The organism is Chromobacterium sp. Ag138, from assembly GCF_055181315.1.
On sequence record NZ_JBUPWA010000001.1, the window covers coordinates 1,505,735 to 1,522,609 of the forward strand.

18 protein-coding genes are annotated in these 16,875 nt (G+C 68.0%); 14 read left to right on the top strand and 4 right to left on the bottom strand.

The window, feature by feature from the left end:
• Positions 1-11 precede the first annotated feature (11 nt).
• The 3 genes from ACY3GB_RS06685 to ACY3GB_RS06695 are packed head-to-tail and all read right to left on the bottom strand — an operon-like array spanning position 12 to position 4,684.
• Positions 12-824, bottom strand: coding sequence for a DUF6671 family protein (locus tag ACY3GB_RS06685; protein WP_463088062.1), 813 nt, complete (start codon positions 822-824; stop codon positions 12-14).
• Entirely contained in the window at positions 817-3,192 is a 2,376-nt protein-coding gene (locus ACY3GB_RS06690) for a YbcC family protein (RefSeq protein WP_463088063.1), read from the bottom strand. Before ACY3GB_RS06690 ends, ACY3GB_RS06685 begins: the two co-directional genes overlap by 8 nt.
• The gene (locus ACY3GB_RS06695; RefSeq protein ID WP_463088064.1) at positions 3,185-4,684 is read right to left on the bottom strand and encodes an NADH-quinone oxidoreductase subunit L; all 1,500 of its coding nucleotides are present in this window, start codon (positions 4,682-4,684) and stop codon (positions 3,185-3,187) included. Before ACY3GB_RS06695 ends, ACY3GB_RS06690 begins: the two co-directional genes overlap by 8 nt.
• Before the next feature lie 95 nt (positions 4,685-4,779).
• Between ACY3GB_RS06695 and ACY3GB_RS06700 the strand changes: the two genes are divergently transcribed.
• Complete coding sequence (locus ACY3GB_RS06700; RefSeq protein WP_463088065.1) at positions 4,780-5,682, top strand: LysR family transcriptional regulator; 903 nt, start codon at positions 4,780-4,782, stop codon at positions 5,680-5,682.
• 9 nt (positions 5,683-5,691) lie between these two features.
• On the opposite strand, the gene ACY3GB_RS06705 is transcribed toward ACY3GB_RS06700, so the two are convergent.
• Complete coding sequence (locus ACY3GB_RS06705; RefSeq protein ID WP_463088066.1) at positions 5,692-6,327, bottom strand: TetR/AcrR family transcriptional regulator; 636 nt, start codon at positions 6,325-6,327, stop codon at positions 5,692-5,694.
• A gap of 118 nt (positions 6,328-6,445) precedes the next feature.
• Here ACY3GB_RS06705 and ACY3GB_RS06710 point away from each other — a divergent pair, with 118 nt between their 5' ends.
• The 13 genes from ACY3GB_RS06710 (at position 6,446) to groL (ending at position 16,731) form a co-directional block, all read left to right on the top strand.
• Positions 6,446-7,729 (top strand): NAD(P)/FAD-dependent oxidoreductase, encoded by a 1,284-nt coding sequence (locus ACY3GB_RS06710; protein WP_463088067.1) that lies wholly within the window; start codon positions 6,446-6,448, stop codon positions 7,727-7,729.
• Complete coding sequence (locus ACY3GB_RS06715; protein ID WP_463088068.1) at positions 7,726-8,502, top strand: DUF1365 domain-containing protein; 777 nt, start codon at positions 7,726-7,728, stop codon at positions 8,500-8,502. The genes ACY3GB_RS06710 and ACY3GB_RS06715 overlap by 4 nt, the downstream gene beginning before the upstream one ends.
• Positions 8,499-9,704 (top strand): class I SAM-dependent methyltransferase, encoded by a 1,206-nt coding sequence (locus ACY3GB_RS06720; RefSeq protein ID WP_463088069.1) that lies wholly within the window; start codon positions 8,499-8,501, stop codon positions 9,702-9,704. The genes ACY3GB_RS06715 and ACY3GB_RS06720 overlap by 4 nt, the downstream gene beginning before the upstream one ends.
• Positions 9,704-10,237, top strand: coding sequence for a DUF3833 domain-containing protein (locus ACY3GB_RS06725; protein ID WP_221667416.1), 534 nt, complete (start codon positions 9,704-9,706; stop codon positions 10,235-10,237). Before ACY3GB_RS06720 ends, ACY3GB_RS06725 begins: the two co-directional genes overlap by 1 nt.
• Positions 10,234-11,013 (top strand): SDR family NAD(P)-dependent oxidoreductase, encoded by a 780-nt coding sequence (locus tag ACY3GB_RS06730; RefSeq protein ID WP_463088070.1) that lies wholly within the window; start codon positions 10,234-10,236, stop codon positions 11,011-11,013. Before ACY3GB_RS06725 ends, ACY3GB_RS06730 begins: the two co-directional genes overlap by 4 nt.
• Positions 11,010-11,444, top strand: coding sequence for a nuclear transport factor 2 family protein (locus tag ACY3GB_RS06735; protein WP_463088071.1), 435 nt, complete (start codon positions 11,010-11,012; stop codon positions 11,442-11,444). The genes ACY3GB_RS06730 and ACY3GB_RS06735 overlap by 4 nt, the downstream gene beginning before the upstream one ends.
• Before the next feature lie 71 nt (positions 11,445-11,515).
• On the top strand, positions 11,516-11,605 hold the full coding sequence (locus ACY3GB_RS06740) for a DUF2256 domain-containing protein (RefSeq protein WP_463090920.1): 90 nt from the start codon (positions 11,516-11,518) through the stop codon (positions 11,603-11,605).
• A complete protein-coding gene (locus tag ACY3GB_RS06745; protein WP_463088072.1) occupies positions 11,602-13,131 on the top strand; it encodes a cryptochrome/photolyase family protein in 1,530 nt (509 codons plus the stop codon). The genes ACY3GB_RS06740 and ACY3GB_RS06745 overlap by 4 nt, the downstream gene beginning before the upstream one ends.
• 8 nt (positions 13,132-13,139) lie before the next feature.
• Entirely contained in the window at positions 13,140-13,661 is a 522-nt protein-coding gene (locus ACY3GB_RS06750) for a lipocalin family protein (protein ID WP_463088073.1), read from the top strand.
• The gene (locus ACY3GB_RS06755; protein ID WP_463088074.1) at positions 13,648-13,875 is read left to right on the top strand and encodes a TIGR02450 family Trp-rich protein; all 228 of its coding nucleotides are present in this window, start codon (positions 13,648-13,650) and stop codon (positions 13,873-13,875) included. Before ACY3GB_RS06750 ends, ACY3GB_RS06755 begins: the two co-directional genes overlap by 14 nt.
• Before the next feature lie 97 nt (positions 13,876-13,972).
• Positions 13,973-14,599 carry a diguanylate cyclase gene (locus ACY3GB_RS06760; RefSeq protein WP_463088075.1) on the top strand — a complete coding sequence of 209 codons (627 nt, stop codon included), beginning with the start codon at positions 13,973-13,975 and terminating at the stop codon, positions 14,597-14,599.
• A gap of 168 nt (positions 14,600-14,767) precedes the next feature.
• A complete protein-coding gene (locus tag ACY3GB_RS06765) occupies positions 14,768-15,085 on the top strand; it encodes a co-chaperone GroES (protein ID WP_463088076.1) in 318 nt (105 codons plus the stop codon).
• A 29-nt stretch (positions 15,086-15,114) separates the two neighbouring features.
• Complete coding sequence (gene groL, locus ACY3GB_RS06770) at positions 15,115-16,731, top strand: chaperonin GroEL (RefSeq protein ID WP_065202937.1); 1,617 nt, start codon at positions 15,115-15,117, stop codon at positions 16,729-16,731.
• Positions 16,732-16,875: the final 144 nt, after the last annotated feature.

Genomic DNA, 16,875 nt, shown 5'->3' on the forward strand with positions numbered 1-16,875 from the left:
TTTTCCAAGGTTCAGGGATTGCAGTAATCGCAGTATTGCGGCGAGGCGGCCGCCTGCAAGGTTTGTTCGCGCGAGGCCTGGCAGCACGGGCATTGCCAGCGGCGCACGCTGGGCTGGCGCGTCGGCGCGCCGCAGTCTTCGCACGGCGCGCCGGAGAGCGGCGCGATCTCGCCGAAACCGGGCGCGCCGCAATCCGGGCAGGCGCTGGCCAGCCGCTCCGCCAGCGCGGCGGCGGCGCGCGCTATCATCGCCATCCGCGTGGGGTTGCGGTGGGCGCGCATATCGCACTCCAGATGCAGCGGACCGTCTGCCAGATGCCGCGCTAGATGCGCGCGCAGCGCGGCTTCGCCGGCAAGCTCCTTGTGAAAGGCGTCCTCGCCGGGCCGGCCGACGATCAGGCCGTGCGCCGGAAAGCCTGACAGACGCAGGATGCCCGGCAAGGCCGCCAGATCGCTCAGCGTCCAGTGGCGGAAATTGGTTTCCGGCCCGCGCGTCCAGGCCTCCACCGCGTATTGGCGCTGGGCGTCCCAGCACAGCAGCAGCTCCGTGGCCCAGCCGCAGCTGCCCAGCCAGGGGTCGCCGCCGAAGCTGCCTTCGCTGCCAATGCCATAACGCAGGCCGCTGAGCTCGCAAGCCAGCCTGGCCTTGGCCAACGCGGCGTCGCGCTGGCTGCCGGCGCGCGGCGTCTCGCCGGTGAATGCGCCCAAGCTGTTGGTATCGAAGCTGTCCACCAACGCCAGGTCCCAGCCTATGCCGGCCAGCGCGGGCGCGATGGCGGCGTGCTTGCCGTGGCGGGTCAGCAAGGCGGCGCGGCGCTCAGTCATGTCGCCACCCGCCATCGGCATGCCAGCGCAGCGGCCTGTCGCCGTGCACGCAATACAGGTGCAGCCAGCCGTTTTCCGCCAGCTGGCGCGGGATGGGCTGCGCCGCCAGCGCTTGCGCCAGCGTGTCCGGCGGCGCGTCTATGCAGGCGGCCAGCCGCAGCGGGGCGTGGCGCAGCCGTTGGCCATCGTGCACCGACTGCCAGGCCAGGCCGATGCGCAAATCGCCGCTATTGCCTTCGAACACGCCGATGCGGCCGCCCACCACATTGTGCAGCAGCTTGTTGCCGCTGCCGAAGCGGCGCGGGTCCGCCGTGGAGGCGAAGTACTGCATATTGATCCAGTGCGCCACCACCATGGGCGCGGCGAGGATGGCCTGCAGCCCTTTGCCGTCGGGATCGGCGCGCCAGTCGTATTCATGCAGGAAGGCGCGGCCGCCCAGGTCCAGCTTGCGTGTCTTGGCGCGCGGCGCGGCGATGAACAGCGCATTGCCGGCCAGCCCCCATTCGGGCCGCGTCTCCGCCCAATCATCGCCCTTCTGCCGCATTTTTTTCAGCAAGATGGCGTCGTCCGCTGCCGGCGCGAGGCCGACCAGCGGCGCGCGGCGCTTCCGCGCCAGCGCCGACGCGGCCCGCAATTGCGCCTGCAGACCCGGCAGACGGGCGCGCGCGTCCGCGCCCAGTGTGTCCGCGTCCAGCAACAGGATTTCGTCGCTGTGCGTCAGGTGCAGCGCGGGCAGGAATACCGTGTCGGCGGGAATGGGCCGGCCCAGCGCCGCCAGCCGCTCGCGCAGCGCCGGATCATTGAGCCAGTGGGCCAAGAGCCGCACATGCTGATGGCCGCCATGCCCGCCGCAGGCGCCGCATTGCAGCGCCGCCGCCTGCGGATTGTTGCTGGCGTGGCTGGCATGGCCCACCAGCAGCGTCCAGGGAGCGAGCGCGCCGGCCAGACCCATGGCCGGCAGCAGGCCGGACACGATTTCCGCGCGCTTCTCCAGGCTCAGGCCGTCCTGGGGCACAGGCTTGGCGCTATCCGGCGTCAGCCAGGGGTCGAGCTGCGGCAGCGCGGCTTGATGGCCGCGCGCCTTGCTGCGCCGGGCCAGCGCCGCCAGCTTGGCGAGGCCGGCGCTTTCCACCAGGGCGAAGCCAGACAGCGGCGAGCGCAGGAAGGCCCGCCAGCCGCGCCGCGCGGCAGATGGCTCGGACGCGGGCGCCGCACTCGCTTCCCAGCCCGGTGCCAGCAGCGCCGGCAGGCGCGGCTGCGCGACATCGCCGCCCGGCACGCGGTAGGCCAGCGGCAGGCCGAAAAAGCCGGCGAAACCATAGGTGCGGCTGCCGGGAACGGTTTCCTCCAGCGCGCGGCGCAGCGGCTCGGAACGCACATCTATGCAGAACACGGCTTGCATCGCCGGACGGATGGCGTCTTCGGCGGCGGATTCGCGGCACAGCGCCTGGGCCAGTGGCGCATGCAGGGACAGTTCATGCGCGCGCTGCCAGATCAGCGCGCGCGCGTCGGCGCGGCCATGCCGGCCCGGCGCCCAATCGCGGCGCCAGGCTGCCCAGGCGCTGTCAGGCCCGCGCGCGCCGTCATCCAGCAGGCATTCCCAAGCCATCTGGATCGCCAGCAGCTGGCGCAGATGGCTGTCGGCTTCGCCTTTCAGCCCGGCCTGCCAGCCAAGATAGGCGCACCAGGCCGCCCAGCCGTTATTGCGCATCAGCAGCGCCTGCAGCCAGGCTGTCAGCCACTGCGGCTCCGCTTGCAGCTGCGCCAGTCCGGCCGCCAGCATGGCCTCCGCGTCGCCGGGCAGCCTCTCGGCGCGCAGGCGCAGCTGTTCGCGCCGCTCCGGCAAGGCGCTCAGGCCGTAAGGATGGCGCATCTGCTCCAGCCAGGCGGCGTAAAAGCCGCGCTCATGGCCGAGGTGCCAGTTGGCCTGGTCGCGGTCGAACCAGGCCGCGCAATACTGGCTGATCTGCTGGATGACGACATCGGTCCAGCTCTGCGCGCCGAGCGGGCCCACCGCTTCGCGATGGCAGGCGGCCAGCAGCCGCGGCGGCGGGGCGGGATCGGCATCGCGCGGCTCGGCGTCCAGCCAGGCTTGCGCGCCGCCGCTCCAGCCCGCCTCCGACAGCGCGGCCTCCAGCGCCGCGGCGCTGATTTCGCCGCGCCGCCAGGCGTCCTGATATTCGCCGCGCGGCAAGTGCAGCGGGCTATCCGCCACCTGGCGCAGCGTGTCGGCGGCATGAGCGAAGCGCTGCTCGCGCAGGCCCCAATAGGGCGAGCTGGCCACCAGGCTGTCCAGCGGCCAGGCCGGCGCGATGGCAGCCAGGGCCTGGTCTACGGCTTGCCGCCATGCGGCTTTGCGATCAGTCACGGCGGCTCTCCTGCAATCGAGGCCATCTCAGGGCCAGGGGCGCGGCCGGCCGCGGGCGGCGTCGGCTCAGCATGCACCACCATTCGTCAAGGTGGAAGCCGGCGAAGGCATGCGGGTAGATCCGGCGCGCCAGCGCGCCTTGCGGATGGCGCAGCAGCCAACCCTGCAGCAAAAAGACCAGAAGGAACAGCGCGGCCAGCAAGGCTTGCGCCCACTCCGGCGGCGTCGGGCCATGCAGCGGCAGAATCCGCGCCGCCAGCGCGTGCAGCAGCAGATAGGACTGGCTCAAGGCCAGCGCGGCCAGCCAGCCGGACCCGCCGCGCAGCAGCGCGCCCATGCCCAGGCCCATCGCCAGCCAGAACAACGGCGGCAAGGCGGCTGCGGGAGTCCAGCGCTGCCACAGCCATTGCGAAGCCGCCAGCAGCGCGGCCGCGGTCAGACCGCGCGCCAGATGAGGGAGAACGCCATCCGCCTCTTCCCCGCCCAGCATGCGCCGCGCCGCTCTGTCGCGCGCCGTTTCGCCGGCCAGCAGGAAGGCATGGGCCTTGTAAAACGAGTGGGCCAGCAGATGCAGCAAGGCCAGCGCATACCAGCCCATGCCGATTTCCAGCAGCATGAAGCCCATCTGCGCGCAGGTGGACCAGGCCAGGCGCAGCTTGATGCTGATGCGCGTCAGCATCACCACGCAGCACAACAGCGCGCTGGCGCCGCCCCACAGCATCAGCAGGATGCCGGCCGGCGGCGCGGCTTGCAGCAGCGGCGCCGCCTTGATCAGCACCATGCCGCCCAGATTGACCACCCCGGCGTGCAGCAGCGCGGAAATCGGCGTCGGCGCTTCCATCACCTGGGTCAGCCAACCATGGAAGGGCAGCTGGGCGGTCTTGATCGCCACCGCCGCCGCCAGCAACAGGCCGGCCGCCGCGGCGTAGCCCTGCCCGCCATCGGCCAACGCCTGCGGCGAGCCGGGCAGCAGGCTGAGGCTGCCGCCTGCCAGCGCCCACAGCAGCAGCGCGCCCAGCAACAAGAGCTCGGCCAGCCGGCTGGCGCGCCATTCTCGGCGGGCGGCCAGTCGCGCCGCCGGCCGGCCGGGGTAAAAGGTAAGCAGCGCCTGCAAGGCCAGGCTGCAGGCGATCCAGGCCAGCGCCATCAGCAACAGGTGGCTGGCTTGCACCACCAGCGTCACCGCCGCCAGCAGGCAGCCGATGGCGCGCAAGAAGCGCGCCTGGCCCGGCTCGCCTTGTATGTAGCGGCGCGAGTAGCGCAGCACCATCCAGCCCAGCAGCTGGATCAGCGCCTGCATCAGCCACGCGGCGGCGAACCACGGCGCAGGCGTGGGCAGGAAGATCAGGGGAAGCAGCAGCAGGCCGCCGGCGACGGCGGCGATTTCGGCTGCCTGCCAGTGGCGCGGCAGCGCGCGGCCCGGCCACAGGGCGGGCAGCAACCAGGCCAGCGCGATGGCGCATGGCAACGCGGCAAGCAGGGTTTGGGGCATGGAAGGCTCCGTTGTTTTCCTGCCCGAACTTTGCCTGAGCGAGTATGTTCAGTAAAATAGATTAAATATTAGTTTTCATTCTGTATTTAAGAACAATGAGCCGGCTCAACTACCACCATCTGCATTATTTCTGGGCTGTCGCCAGCGAGGGCCACCTGACCCGCGCGGCCGAAAGGCTGCATGTCTCGCAATCGGCGCTGTCGGCGCAAATCCGCCAGCTGGAGCAGCAACTGGGCCAGCCGTTGTTCCTGCGCGAAGGCCGCAAGCTGCAGCTGACCGAGCTGGGCGCGGTGGTGATGCGCTATGCCGAGGAGATTTTCGCGCTGGGCAACGAGCTGTTGGCCGCCGCCGCCTCCGGCCAGGGACGCGGCACCTTGCGCATAGGCAGCGTGGCCACGCTGTCGCGCAATTTCCAGGAGTGGTTTTTGCAGCCGGTGCTGAAAGAAGCCGATGTGCGGCTGGTGCTGGAATCCGGCAGCCTGGAGGAGCTGCTGCAGCGGCTCCAGGCGCACGAACTGGACGTGGTGCTGTCCAATCGCCCTGCCCTGGGCGACGACAAGCAATCCTGGCGTTGCCGCACGCTGGCGCGGCAGCCGGTGGTGCTGGTGGGGCCTCCGCTGCCGAAGGGGCAAACCTTCCAGTTCGAACGCGACCTGCCGGCGCTGCCGCTGCTGGTGCCCAGCCGCAAGAGCGAGATTCGCCTGCGTTTCGACCTGCTGTGCGAGGAACTGGCGCTGCAGCCGGCCATCCGCGCCGAAGTGGACGATATGGCCATGCTGCGCCTGCTGGCGCGCGACGCCGGCTGCGTGGCGCTGCTGCCGGCCATCGTCGTGCGCGACGAGCTAGGCAAGGGCTTGCTGCAACAATACTGCGTGGTGCCGCGCGTCGAAGAGACCTTCTACGCCATCACCGTGCAGCGCCAGTATCTGCCGCCGCTGCTGCAAGATCTGCTGCGCATGGCGGCAGACGATCAGGCGCTGAGCCTGGCCGCCTCCTGATCCGCGGCTTCACGATTCCCCGTCAGCCCGGCGATGGCCGGCCGACATGCCGTCGAAACAGACCTGAAGCATATGCCTGACGATGTCTTCGTCAGGGTATTTCCCATACACCCGCAAATACTCCACCGCCGGATCGCAGGTTCGCGAGTAATAACTGTACAGGATCACGTCCGTCGGCATATCCGCCTGCAACTCCCCCTGCCGCTTGGCCTGTTCGACGATGCCCTGCAGCATTTTGTGCAGCTTGATCGCCCGGCTGACGTAACGCAGGCTGCGCGTCAGCATGGCGCGCACCTGCGGACTGGCCGAGGGCAGGAACGGCAGCCCGCCCGCGAGGCGCACCCGCAGCGCCCAGGCCAAGAGATCGCGCAGGCGGGCAAGCGGGCTCAACTCCGGCGCCTGCCGCGCTAGAAAATCCTGGGCGTCGTCCAGCAAGCGGATCATCACTTCGGTCGCCAGCTCATCCTTGGATTTGAAATGCTTGTACAGGCTGGGCTTGGAAATCCCCGCTTCGCCGGCCACATCGTCCATGGTCATCAGGTCGAAACCCTTGCTCGCCAGCATCCGCGTCGTGGCGTCCAGCACGGCTTGCTCGCGCAGCTTGAAGGCCTGGTCCTTGAAGCTGAGCCTGCCTAATATACCCATCGGTAACACCTTTTACTGATCAGTAGCATTTTTTTCAAATCGGTTTTATCCTGAATATAAAGCAGCGCCGGCGCACTGCCAAGCCGGCGGATTTCCGACCTCGCGACAGGACGACAGGGTGAACGCCACATCGCCACAACGCATCGCCGTGATAGGCGGCGGCATCGCCGGCCTTGCCACGGCTTACTTTCTCTGCCGACGGCACGGGGTGACGCTGTTCGAAGCCGCCGACTACCTGGGCGGCCATACCCACACCGTCGACGTCACGGTCGACGGCCGCGACTTCGCCGTCGATACCGGCTTCCTGGTATTCAACGACCGCACCTATCCCAACCTCATCGCCTTGTTCCAGGAACTGGGCATCCCCAGCCATCCCAGCGACATGTCGTTCAGCGTCTCCCTGGGCCAGGGCCGGCTGGAGTGGGCGGGCCGCGATCTGGACAGCGTGTTCGTGCAGCGCCGCAATCTGCTGTCGCCCGGCTTCTGGGGCATGCTGTCCGACATCCTGCGCTTCAACCGCGAGGCGGAGCGCAATCTGCGCCGCGCGATCGAGGCCCCGCAAAGCCTGGGCCGCTTGCTGGACGCGGACGGATACGGCGCGCGCTTTCGCCGCCATTATCTGCTGCCGATGGCGGCGGCGATCTGGTCCAGCCCCTGCCGCGACATCCTGTCCTTCCCGGCCGAGACTTTCCTGCGCTTCTGCCTGAACCATGGCCTGCTGCAGCTGCGCGACCGGCCGCAATGGCGCACGGTGCCGGGCGGCGCGCGGCAGTATGTCGAGAAAATCGCCGCCGGGCTGGCCGATGTCCGGCTGTCTACGCCGGTGCTGCGCGTCACCCGGGTGGATGGCCGCGCGCGCCTGCTGACCGCCTGCAGCGAAGAAACCTTCGACAGCGTCGTTTTCGCTACCCATGCGCCGCAAACGCTGGCCATGCTGGCCGATGCCGATGATTTGGAGCGCAAGATGCTGTCGGCCGTCCGTTATCAGGCCAATGAGGCGGTGCTGCATACCGACGCCTCTTTGCTGCCGCGCCGGGAAGCGGCCTGGTCGGCCTGGAATTTCCTGTCGGACGACGATGACGACAGCCGCGCGGTAGGCGTCAGCTATCTGCTCAACCAACTGCAGCCCCTGCCGGTCGCCACGCCGGTGGCGGTCACCTTGAACCCGCCGCGCCCCCCCGATCCGGCCAAGGTGCTGGGCCGCTACCATTACGAGCATCCACTGCTCGACGCCGCCGCCATCGCCGCGCAAAAGGCTTTGTCCGGCATGCAGGGCCGCCACGGCTGCTGGTTCGCCGGCGCCTGGACCGGCTATGGCTTTCACGAGGATGGGCTGAACTCCGCGCTGCGGGTGGCGCGGGATTTTGGCCTGGCCCCGGCCTGGGCGAGGATGGAAAAATGAGCGGCGCCTATCTGTTGACCGGACAGGTGATGCACCGCCGCTTGCGGCCGGCGCCCAATCGCTTCGTGTATCCGGTTTTCTGCCTGCGCTTGAATCTTGCCAAGCTAGAAAGCCTGCGCGGCTTCTGGTTCGGCGTGGACCGCTGGCGGCCGCTGTCGCTGCGCACGCGCGACTACGGCCCGCGCGACGGCTCGCCGCTCTTGCCGTGGATACGCGCGCGGCTGGCCGAGGCCGGCCTGCCCGCCGACGGCGAGGTCTGGCTGCAAACCTTTCCGCGCGTGTTCGGCTATGTGTTCAACCCGGTCAGTTTCTGGCATTGCCACGACGCCTCCGGCCAGCTGATCGCGGTGCTGGCCGAGGTGAACAATACCTTTGGCGAAAGGCATGGCTATCTGTTGAGCCAGGCCGGCGGCGGCCCCATCTCCGCCGCCAGCCCGCTCTCATGCCGCAAACTGCTGCATGTCTCGCCGTTTTGCCGCGTCGAGGGCCACTACCGGTTCCGCTTCCATCAAAGCGGAGACCATGCGCTGGTCCGCATCGACTACCACAACGACGCCGGCCCGCTGCTGCACACCGCCATCTCTGGCCGCCTGTCGCCGCTGACGGCGGCGGCCGCCGCGCGCGCCCTGCTGCGCCAGCCGCTGCTGACTCTGGGCGTCATCGCCCGCATCCACTGGCAGGCGCTGCGGCTGTGGCTCAAACGCGTGCCCTTTTTCCGCAAACCTCATCCCCCCGCCGCCGCGCTCAGCCGCGGCCAGGAGCTGAAACCATGAGCGCAAGCCAACCCATCGCCCTGTCCCGCCCTGACATTCCCGCCGCCGGGCGGGCGCTGCTGGCCTTGTTGTCGAAACTGCGCCACGGCAGCCTCAAAATCGTCACGCCGGATGGCGAAGAGCTGTGGTACGGCCCGCTCAAGCCGCAGGCCGACGCCGAGCTGACGCTAGCCGATTGGCGCGCCTGCCGCCGCATGCTGTCCGGCAACGACATAGGCTTTGCCGAGGCTTACCGCGACGGCTGGCTGGACAGCCCCGACCTGACCGCGCTGTTGCGGCTGGCGCTGCGCAACGAAGACGCGATGCAGCTGGGCGAATTGGGCCGCTGGGCCGCGCGCGCGTGGCACAGGCTGCGCCACCTCTTGCGCGTCAACAGCCGCCGTGGCAGCCGGCGCAACATCCATGCCCATTACGATATCGGCAACGATTTTTACCAGCTGTGGCTGGACCCCGGCTGGACCTACTCCAGCGCCTGGTTCGACGGCGACTACCGCTTGTCCCTGGCCGATGCCCAGGTGCGAAAATACCAGCGCATCTGCGATCAATTGCAACTGCGCCCCGGCATGCGGGTGCTGGAAATCGGCTGCGGCTGGGGCGGCTTCGCCGAACATGCCGCCCGCTTGGGCGTGGCGGTGCACGGCATCACCATCTCCGACGCGCAGCTGGACTTCGCGCGCCGCCGCCTGGCCAACGAGCCGCTGGCCAGGCTGGAGCACCGCGACTACCGCGACCTCTCCGGCCAGTACGACGCCATCGTGTCGATCGAAATGTTCGAAGCGGTGGGCGAGCGCTACTGGCGCGGCTATTTCGACACCCTGCTCAGCTGCCTGAAGCCGGGCGGCCAGGCGCTGGCGCAAAGCATCACCATAGAAGAGTCGCGCTTCGAGGCATACCGCGCCAACGCCGACTTCATCCAGACCTTCATCTTTCCCGGCGGCATGCTGCCCAGCCGCGAACGCTTCTTGCGCGCGGCGCGGCAAAGCGGCCTGGCATGCCGCGGCCGGCTGGATTTCGGCCCCGACTACGCGGAAACCCTGCGCCGCTGGCGCGATGCTTTCGAGGCCAACCTCGCCGCCATCCGCGCCCAAGGCTTCGACGAGGCCTTCATCCGGCTATGGCGGCTGTATCTGTGCTACTGCGAAGCCGGTTTCGACGAAGGCCGCATCGGCGTTTCGCAATTTCTGCTGGAAAGGAATGCGTGATGCCGCGCGCCGCCCTCGCCTCCTTGCTGGCCTTGCTGACGGGTTGCGCCGGACCGTCGGTGGCCGATTACGCCGCCAACCGTCCCGAGCTGGACCCCGGCCGGTTTTTCCTCGGCAAAACCGAGGCCTGGGGCATGTTCCAGGATAGGCAGGGCCGACTGCTGAAGCGTTTTACCGTGGAGATGGACGGCGAACGCCGGGGCGACGAGCTGGTGCTGACCGAGCGCTTTCATTACAGCGACGACAGCCGTCAGCAGCGGGTATGGCGGCTCAAGCCCCTGGGCGGCGGCCGCTGGCGCGGCCTGGCCGACGATGTGGCGGGCGAAGCCGTCGGCGAGACGGCCGGCAACGCGCTGCGCTGGCGCTACACGCTGAAGCTGCCGGTGGACGGCAAGGAATACCAGGTGCAGTTCGACGACTGGATGTTCCTGCAGGACGAGCGCAGCCTGCTCAACCGGGCGACGATGAGCAAGTTCGGCTTCCGCCTGGGCGAAGTCACGCTGTTTTTCCGCAAGCCGGAGCCCAAGCCATGACGCTGCGCCTCAATCCGGCGATACCGGACTGGCGCGCGCGCCGGGTATGGGTGATAGGCGCGTCCAGCGGCATCGGCGCCGCGCTGGCCGACGAACTGCTGTTGGCCGGCGCCGAGGTCATCCTGTCGGCGCGCCGCGCCGAGCCGATGCGCATGCTGGCGGCCGGCTGCCCCGGCGCGCGGGTGGAGACGCTGGACGTGACCGACCCCGCAGCCTGGCAGGCCGCCTGGTCGCATCTGGAGGCCGCGGGCGCGCTGCCCGACTTCGTGGTGTTCTGCGCGGCGGATTACCGGCCGCAAACCTGCCTGGACCTGTACGCGGAGGAAACCCGCCGCCTGCTCGACACCAATCTGCTGGGCGTCTACCACGGGCTGGAAGTGGTGTTGCCGGCGCTGGCGCGGCAAGGGCGCGGCGGCGTGGCGCTGGTCGCCAGCGTGGCCGGTTACGCCGGCCTGCCCGGCGCCGTGGTCTACGGCCCCGGCAAGGCGGCGCTGATCAATCTGGCGGAAATCCTCTACACCGAGCTCAGGCCGCGCGGGGTGGCGGTTTACCTGATCAATCCCGGCTTCGTCGCCACCCCGCTCACCGCCAAGAACCACTTCGCCATGCCGGCGCTGCTGACGCCGCGCCAGGCGGCGCGGCACATCATGCGCGGGCTAGAGCGCGGCGCGTTTGAAATCCACTTCCCGCTGCGCTTCACCGTATGGCTCAAACTGTTGCGGCTGCTGCCCTACCGGCTGCGGCTGCCCTTGCTCGCGAGGCTGGCTCGACCATGAAACGCATCCCTTCCCAAACCGACTGGCAGGCCCTGCTTGACTGGTACCAGACGTTGACGCCGGACACCTTGCCGGACATCGGCCGCTTCTACGCCGAAGAGGCCCGCTTCAAGGACCCGTTCAACGACGCGCGCGGCATCGCCGACATCCAGGCAGTGTTCCGCCACATATTCAGGACGCTGGAACAACCGCGCTTCACCGTCATCCACGCGCTGCGCGACGGCGGCCAGGCTTTCATCACCTGGGATTTCGACTTTGGCTACGCCGGACGCAGGGTCAATATCCATGGCGGCAGCCATCTGCAGTTCGACGCCGACGGCAAGATTACCTTGCACCGCGACTACTGGGACGCGGCGGAAGAACTGTTCGAGAAGATACCGGTGCTGGGCCTGCCGGTGGCCTGGCTGCGCAAGAAGCTCAAGGTGGTGTGATGGCGGCGCGGACCTTCAAGGGCAACAAGGCGGCGCTGCCGTCCAAGCCCTGCGCCGGCTGCGGCCGAACCATGAGCTGGCGCAGGAAGTGGCGCGCCAGCTGGGACGCCGTTCAGTATTGCTCGGAGCGCTGCCGCCGCCAGAAAGGCAAAGCCGCATGACCGCCTTGCGGCTGATCCTGGGCGACCAGCTCAATCCCTGCCACAGCTGGTTCGCCGAGCCCGACGCCAACGTGGTGCATGTGATGATGGAAATCCGCCAGGAAACCGATTACGTGCGCCACCACGCGCAAAAAATCCTGGCCATCTTCGCGGCGATGCGCGACTTCGCCGCCCAGTTGAAAGCGCGAGGCCACCGCGTGCGATACGTGGCCATCGACGATGCCAGCAACCGCCAGTCGCTGACCGGCAATCTGGACGCCCTGATCGTCCATTACCGCGCGGCGGCGGTGGAATACCAGGCCCCGGACGAGTGGCGGCTGCACCGCCAGCTGGCGGAGTGGGCGGCCGGCCTGCCCATGCCCTGCCGCATGGCGGACAGCGAGCACTTTTACACCGCGCGCGGCGAGGCGGCGGCGTTTTTCGGCGCGCGGCGGCAATGGCGGCAGGAGACCCTATATCGTCACCTGCGGCGCAAGCACGGCATTTTGATGGACGAGAACGGCGAGCCCGCCGGCGGGCGCTGGAATTTCGACGCCGACAACCGTCAGCGCTGGCCCGGCGACCCGCCCGAACCAGACGATGCGCGTCCCGAGCATGACCACAGCCGGCTGTGGCAAACCATTGTCGGCGCCGGGGTGGGCAGCTTCGGCCAGCCGCAGGCGGACGCGCTGCGCTGGCCGCTCAACCGCGCCGAGGCGCTGGCGCAGCTGCGCGCCTTCGTCGAACACGGGCTGCCCCATTTCGGCGCCTACCAGGACGCGATGAGCCCGCGCGCGCGGCGGCTGTTCCATTCGCTGCTGTCCTTCGCGCTCAATGTGAAAATGCTGAACCCGCGCGAGGTAGTGGACGCCGCCGTGTCCGCCTGGCGCTTGGGCCGCGCGCCGCTGGCCGCGGCGGAAGGCTTCGCGCGGCAGATACTGGGCTGGCGCGAATACGTGCGCGGCGTCTATTGGGCCAAAATGCCCGGCTACCTCGACAGCAACGCGCTGGCGCACCAGTTGCCGCTGCCGCGCTGGTTCTGGGACGGCGACACCGGCATGCGCTGCCTCTCCCACGCCATCGGCCAATCGCTGGAAGACGCCTACGCCCACCACATCCAGCGGCTGATGGTGATAGGCAATTTCGGCCTGATCGCCGGCCTGTCGCCGCAAGCGCTGCACGAATGGTATCTGGGCGACTACATCGACGCCTTCGAATGGGTGGAGCTGCCCAACACGCTGGGCATGAGCCAGTTCGCCGACGGCGGGCTGCTGGGCAGCAAGCCTTACGCCGGCAGCGCCGCCTATATCGGCCGCATGGGCGATTACTGCGCCGGCTGCCGCTACCGGCCCAAGCTGCGCGTCGACGCCGACGCCTGCCCGTTCAATGCCTTGTACTGGGACTTTTTCCAGCGCCACCGCGCGCGGCTGGCCGCCAATCCGCGACTCAGCTTGGTCTATCGCCAGCTGGACAAGCTGCCGGAAACCGAACGCGCCGCCATCGCCGCGCGCGCCGCCGCGCTGCAAGCCGATCTAGACGCACTGTGAGATCCACCATGCTGAAAAAACCGCTCGCGCTGTTGCCATTGGCAGGCTGCAATACCGCTCCCCCGCCCGGCATCGCGCCGGTGCGGGGTTTCCAGCTGGAACGCTACCAGGGCCGCTGGTATGAAATCGCCCGCCTCGATCACCGCTTCGAACGCGGCCTGCAGGCGGTGAGCGCCGACTACAGCCGCAACGCCGACGGCAGCATCCGCGTGGTCAACCGCGGCTATGACGCCGCCGCCGCCAGCTGGCGCCAAGCCGTGGGCAAGGCCTGGTTCAACGGCCCTGCCGACATCGCCTCGCTGAAAGTGTCGTTCTTCGGACCGTTCTACGGCGGCTACCACGTGGCGGCGCTGGACCCCGGCTACCGCTGGGCGGTGGTGGTGGGGCCGGACAAGGATTATCTGTGGCTGCTGTCGCGCGATAAACAAGCCGCGCCCGCCGCCAAGCCCGCGCTGCTGGCGGTGGCGGCCGGACTGGGCGTGCCTGCGGACAAGCTGATCTGGGTGAGGCAGGATCGTGGCGACAACTAGACGGCTCAATCCGGAAAAATTGCTGCTCAGCAAATGGACCGCCGCCGCGCCGCGCGACAAGGAAAAACACTTTCTGGTGGTGGCGCTGGGCCGTCCGGCGCCCGACGCCGCGGTGGAGACGGTGACGCTGGAGGCGGTCCATACCCGGCGCCGGCAAACCATGGCATGGCAGGCGCTGCGCAACGCGGACCAATGGCTGCAGGGGTGGAAATGAAAGCCTGGCCATGGCGGCGAGGCATGCCCTTGCCTCGCGCCGGCATTGTTTTTATCGTTTAAGCATGTCTTCGCATCCATCATCATGGAGTGTCGCCATGGAATTGTTCGATACCTTGTCCGCCCAGATCCGCCATATGCGTCTGCCGCTGTTCGCGGTCAGCCTAAGCGCCGTTCCCTTCCCCGATACCCCGCTGCTGCTGATGCTGCATTGGCATGGCTTCCGCAAAGCCGCCGCCGACCGCGCGCCGGCTGGCCAAGCCTCGCTGCGGCAAGTGCCGGCGTCGGCCTTGCAGCTGACGCGCAGATGGAGCGCGCTGTCGCGGGTGGAGGAGGAGATTCTGGACGCGGCCTGGCAACTGGGCGCCTGGAGCCTGCTGCGCGACGAGCGGCGCGGCTGCAACACCATGGGCGCCGCCGCCGGCGAGGAGCTGGTCTGCCGCCAGGCTTTCGGGGACTTGCCGCCTATCGATGGCCAGGAAAGCGTCGTAGCCGAGGCGCCCGACGGCCCGGAGCTGATGCGGCTGGCCGCCCGCCGCGGCTATGTTTGCTGGCAGTTCCGGCCGGTGCATGGCGGACTATGGCGCGAGCTGGCCGAAGACGACACGCTGGGCGAGACCGGACTGCGCCAGCCCCCTTGCCCGCTCGCGCCGCGCGTCTGCCGCGGCGGCAAGGCGGCCCGGACCGAATACCGTTTCGGCCGCATCGAGCGCGTCATTTTTTAGCCGCATTTTTCTGAAAAAAACCTCTTGAAAAGTTTTTGGCCCGCCCTTACTTCGTCATTCGTCAGCCTCCCAGGCTGAGTTTGACCGGCAAGCGCGGGCATCGTCGCGCCAGCGGCAAGCCGGTCTTACCTACCGTTTCCAATGATCTGAATCGCACAGGAGATCGATATGCAAATCCGTCCTCTGCACGACCGGATTATCGTCAAGCGGGTCGAAAAGGTCCGCCAGACTGCTTCCGGCATCGTCATTCCCGATAGCGCCGCGGAAAAGCCCGAGCAAGGCGAGGTCCTCGCGGTCGGCCCCGGCAAACGCTTGGCAGACGGCACCTTGCTGCCGATGCAAGTACAGGTCGGCGACCTGGTGCTGTTCGGCAAATACGGCGGCCAGACCGTCAAACTGGACGACCAGGAGTACCTGGTGCTGCGCGAAGAGGACGTCTTCGGCGTGATCGAAGGCGCATCCGAGCCCAGTCGCAAGGCTGCTTGATTTCCCCCATTCATCACAGGAGTTAAACCATGGCTGCGAAAGAAGTCCGCTTCCACGACAACGCCCGTGAGCGCATCGTCAACGGCGTCAACGTGCTGGCCAACGCGGTGAAAGTCACTCTGGGCCCGAAAGGCCGCAACGTGCTGCTGGCGCGCAGCTTCGGCGCGCCGCACATCACCAAGGACGGCGTGTCGGTCGCCAAGGAAATCGAACTGAAAGACCCGTTCGAAAACATGGGCGCGCAGATGGTGAAGGAAGTGGCGTCCAAGACCGCCGACGTGGCGGGCGACGGCACCACCACCGCCACCGTGCTGGCGCAGGCCATCGTGCAGGAAGGCATGAAGTACGTCGCCTCCGGCATGAACCCGATGGACCTGAAGCGCGGCATCGACAAGGCCGTCCATGCCGTGGTGAAAGAGCTGCAAACCCTGTCCAAGCCGGTGACCAACAGCAAGGAAACCGCCCAGGTGGCGGCGCTGTCGGCCAATTCCGACGAGGCCATCGGCAAGATCATCGCCGACGCCATGGACAAGGTGGGCAAGGAAGGCGTGATCACCGTCGAGGACGGCAAATCCTTGGACAACGAATTGGCTGTTGTCGAAGGGATGCAGTTCGACCGCGGCTACCTGTCGCCCTACTTCATCACCGATCCGGAAAAACAGACCGCCGTGCTGGAAGACCCGCTGGTGCTGCTCTACGACAAGAAGATCAGCAATATCCGCGACCTCTTGCCGGTGCTGGAGCAAGTGGCCAAGGCCGGCAAGCCGTTGCTGATCGTCGCCGAAGACGTGGAAGGCGAAGCGCTGGCCACCCTGGTGGTGAACAGCATGCGCGGCATCCTGAAGGTGGCCGCGGTCAAGGCGCCGGGCTTCGGCGACCGCCGCAAGGCCATGCTGGAAGACATCGCCATCCTGACTGGCGGCACCGTCATTTCCGAGGAAACCGGCCTGACGCTGGAAAAAGCCGGCCTGGCCGAGCTGGGCAGCGCCAAGCGCGTGGAAATCGGCAAGGAAAACACCACCGTCATCGACGGCGCCGGCGACAAGGCCAAGATCGACGCCCGCGTGCAAACCATCCGGGCGCAGATCGACGCCGCCACCAGCGACTATGACCGCGAGAAGCTGCAGGAACGGGTGGCCAAGCTGTCCGGCGGCGTGGCGGTGATCCGCATCGGCGCGGCCACCGAAGTGGAAATGAAAGAGAAGAAAGACCGCGTGGACGACGCGCTGCACGCCACCCGCGCCGCGGTGGAAGAAGGCATCGTGGCCGGCGGCGGGGTGGCCCTGCTGCGCGCCCGCGCCCACATCGGCGAGCTGAAGGGCGACAACGCCGACCAGGACGCCGGCATCCAGATCGTGCTGCGCGCGCTGGAAGCGCCGCTGCGCGCCATCGCCGCCAACGCCGGCGACGAGCCGTCGGTCATCGTCAACAAGGTGCTGGAAGGCAAGGGCAGCCACGGCTATAACGCCGCCAGCGGCCAGTTCGGCGACCTGGTGGAAATGGGCGTGATCGACCCGACCAAGGTGACGCGCACCGCGCTGCAAAACGCCGCGTCCATCGCCAGCCTGATCCTGACCACCGACGCCACCGTGGCCGAAGCGGCGCAGGACAGCAAGGCCAAGGCTCCGGCGGAGCTGGATTACTGATCCGCCGATTGCCCCCTTTCGTCATTGGCCCGCGCTCAGGCGCGGGCTTTTTTTCGCGGCGGAAACCTCTGCGCCATGGCGGCACGAGCCATGCTGACTCTCGCCTTGACGGACCCGATCCTTCTCAACAATGCTGAGAAGAAC

Coding starts and splice junctions, on each gene's coding strand:
- ACY3GB_RS06725 (WP_221667416.1), top strand. CDS start 9,704: ATGCCGCGCGCCGCCCTCGCCTCCTTGCTGGCCTTGCTGACGGGTTGC.
- groL (WP_065202937.1), top strand. CDS start 15,115: ATGGCTGCGAAAGAAGTCCGCTTCCACGACAACGCCCGTGAGCGCATC.
- ACY3GB_RS06745 (WP_463088072.1), top strand. CDS start 11,602: ATGACCGCCTTGCGGCTGATCCTGGGCGACCAGCTCAATCCCTGCCAC.
- ACY3GB_RS06720 (WP_463088069.1), top strand. CDS start 8,499: ATGAGCGCAAGCCAACCCATCGCCCTGTCCCGCCCTGACATTCCCGCC.
- ACY3GB_RS06760 (WP_463088075.1), top strand. CDS start 13,973: ATGGAATTGTTCGATACCTTGTCCGCCCAGATCCGCCATATGCGTCTG.
- ACY3GB_RS06695 (WP_463088064.1), bottom strand. CDS start 4,684: ATGCCCCAAACCCTGCTTGCCGCGTTGCCATGCGCCATCGCGCTGGCC.
- ACY3GB_RS06705 (WP_463088066.1), bottom strand. CDS start 6,327: ATGGGTATATTAGGCAGGCTCAGCTTCAAGGACCAGGCCTTCAAGCTG.
- ACY3GB_RS06730 (WP_463088070.1), top strand. CDS start 10,234: ATGACGCTGCGCCTCAATCCGGCGATACCGGACTGGCGCGCGCGCCGG.
- ACY3GB_RS06750 (WP_463088073.1), top strand. CDS start 13,140: ATGCTGAAAAAACCGCTCGCGCTGTTGCCATTGGCAGGCTGCAATACC.
- ACY3GB_RS06765 (WP_463088076.1), top strand. CDS start 14,768: ATGCAAATCCGTCCTCTGCACGACCGGATTATCGTCAAGCGGGTCGAA.
- ACY3GB_RS06740 (WP_463090920.1), top strand. CDS start 11,516: ATGAGCTGGCGCAGGAAGTGGCGCGCCAGCTGGGACGCCGTTCAGTAT.
- ACY3GB_RS06715 (WP_463088068.1), top strand. CDS start 7,726: ATGAGCGGCGCCTATCTGTTGACCGGACAGGTGATGCACCGCCGCTTG.
- ACY3GB_RS06700 (WP_463088065.1), top strand. CDS start 4,780: ATGAGCCGGCTCAACTACCACCATCTGCATTATTTCTGGGCTGTCGCC.
- ACY3GB_RS06685 (WP_463088062.1), bottom strand. CDS start 824: ATGACTGAGCGCCGCGCCGCCTTGCTGACCCGCCACGGCAAGCACGCC.
- ACY3GB_RS06735 (WP_463088071.1), top strand. CDS start 11,010: ATGAAACGCATCCCTTCCCAAACCGACTGGCAGGCCCTGCTTGACTGG.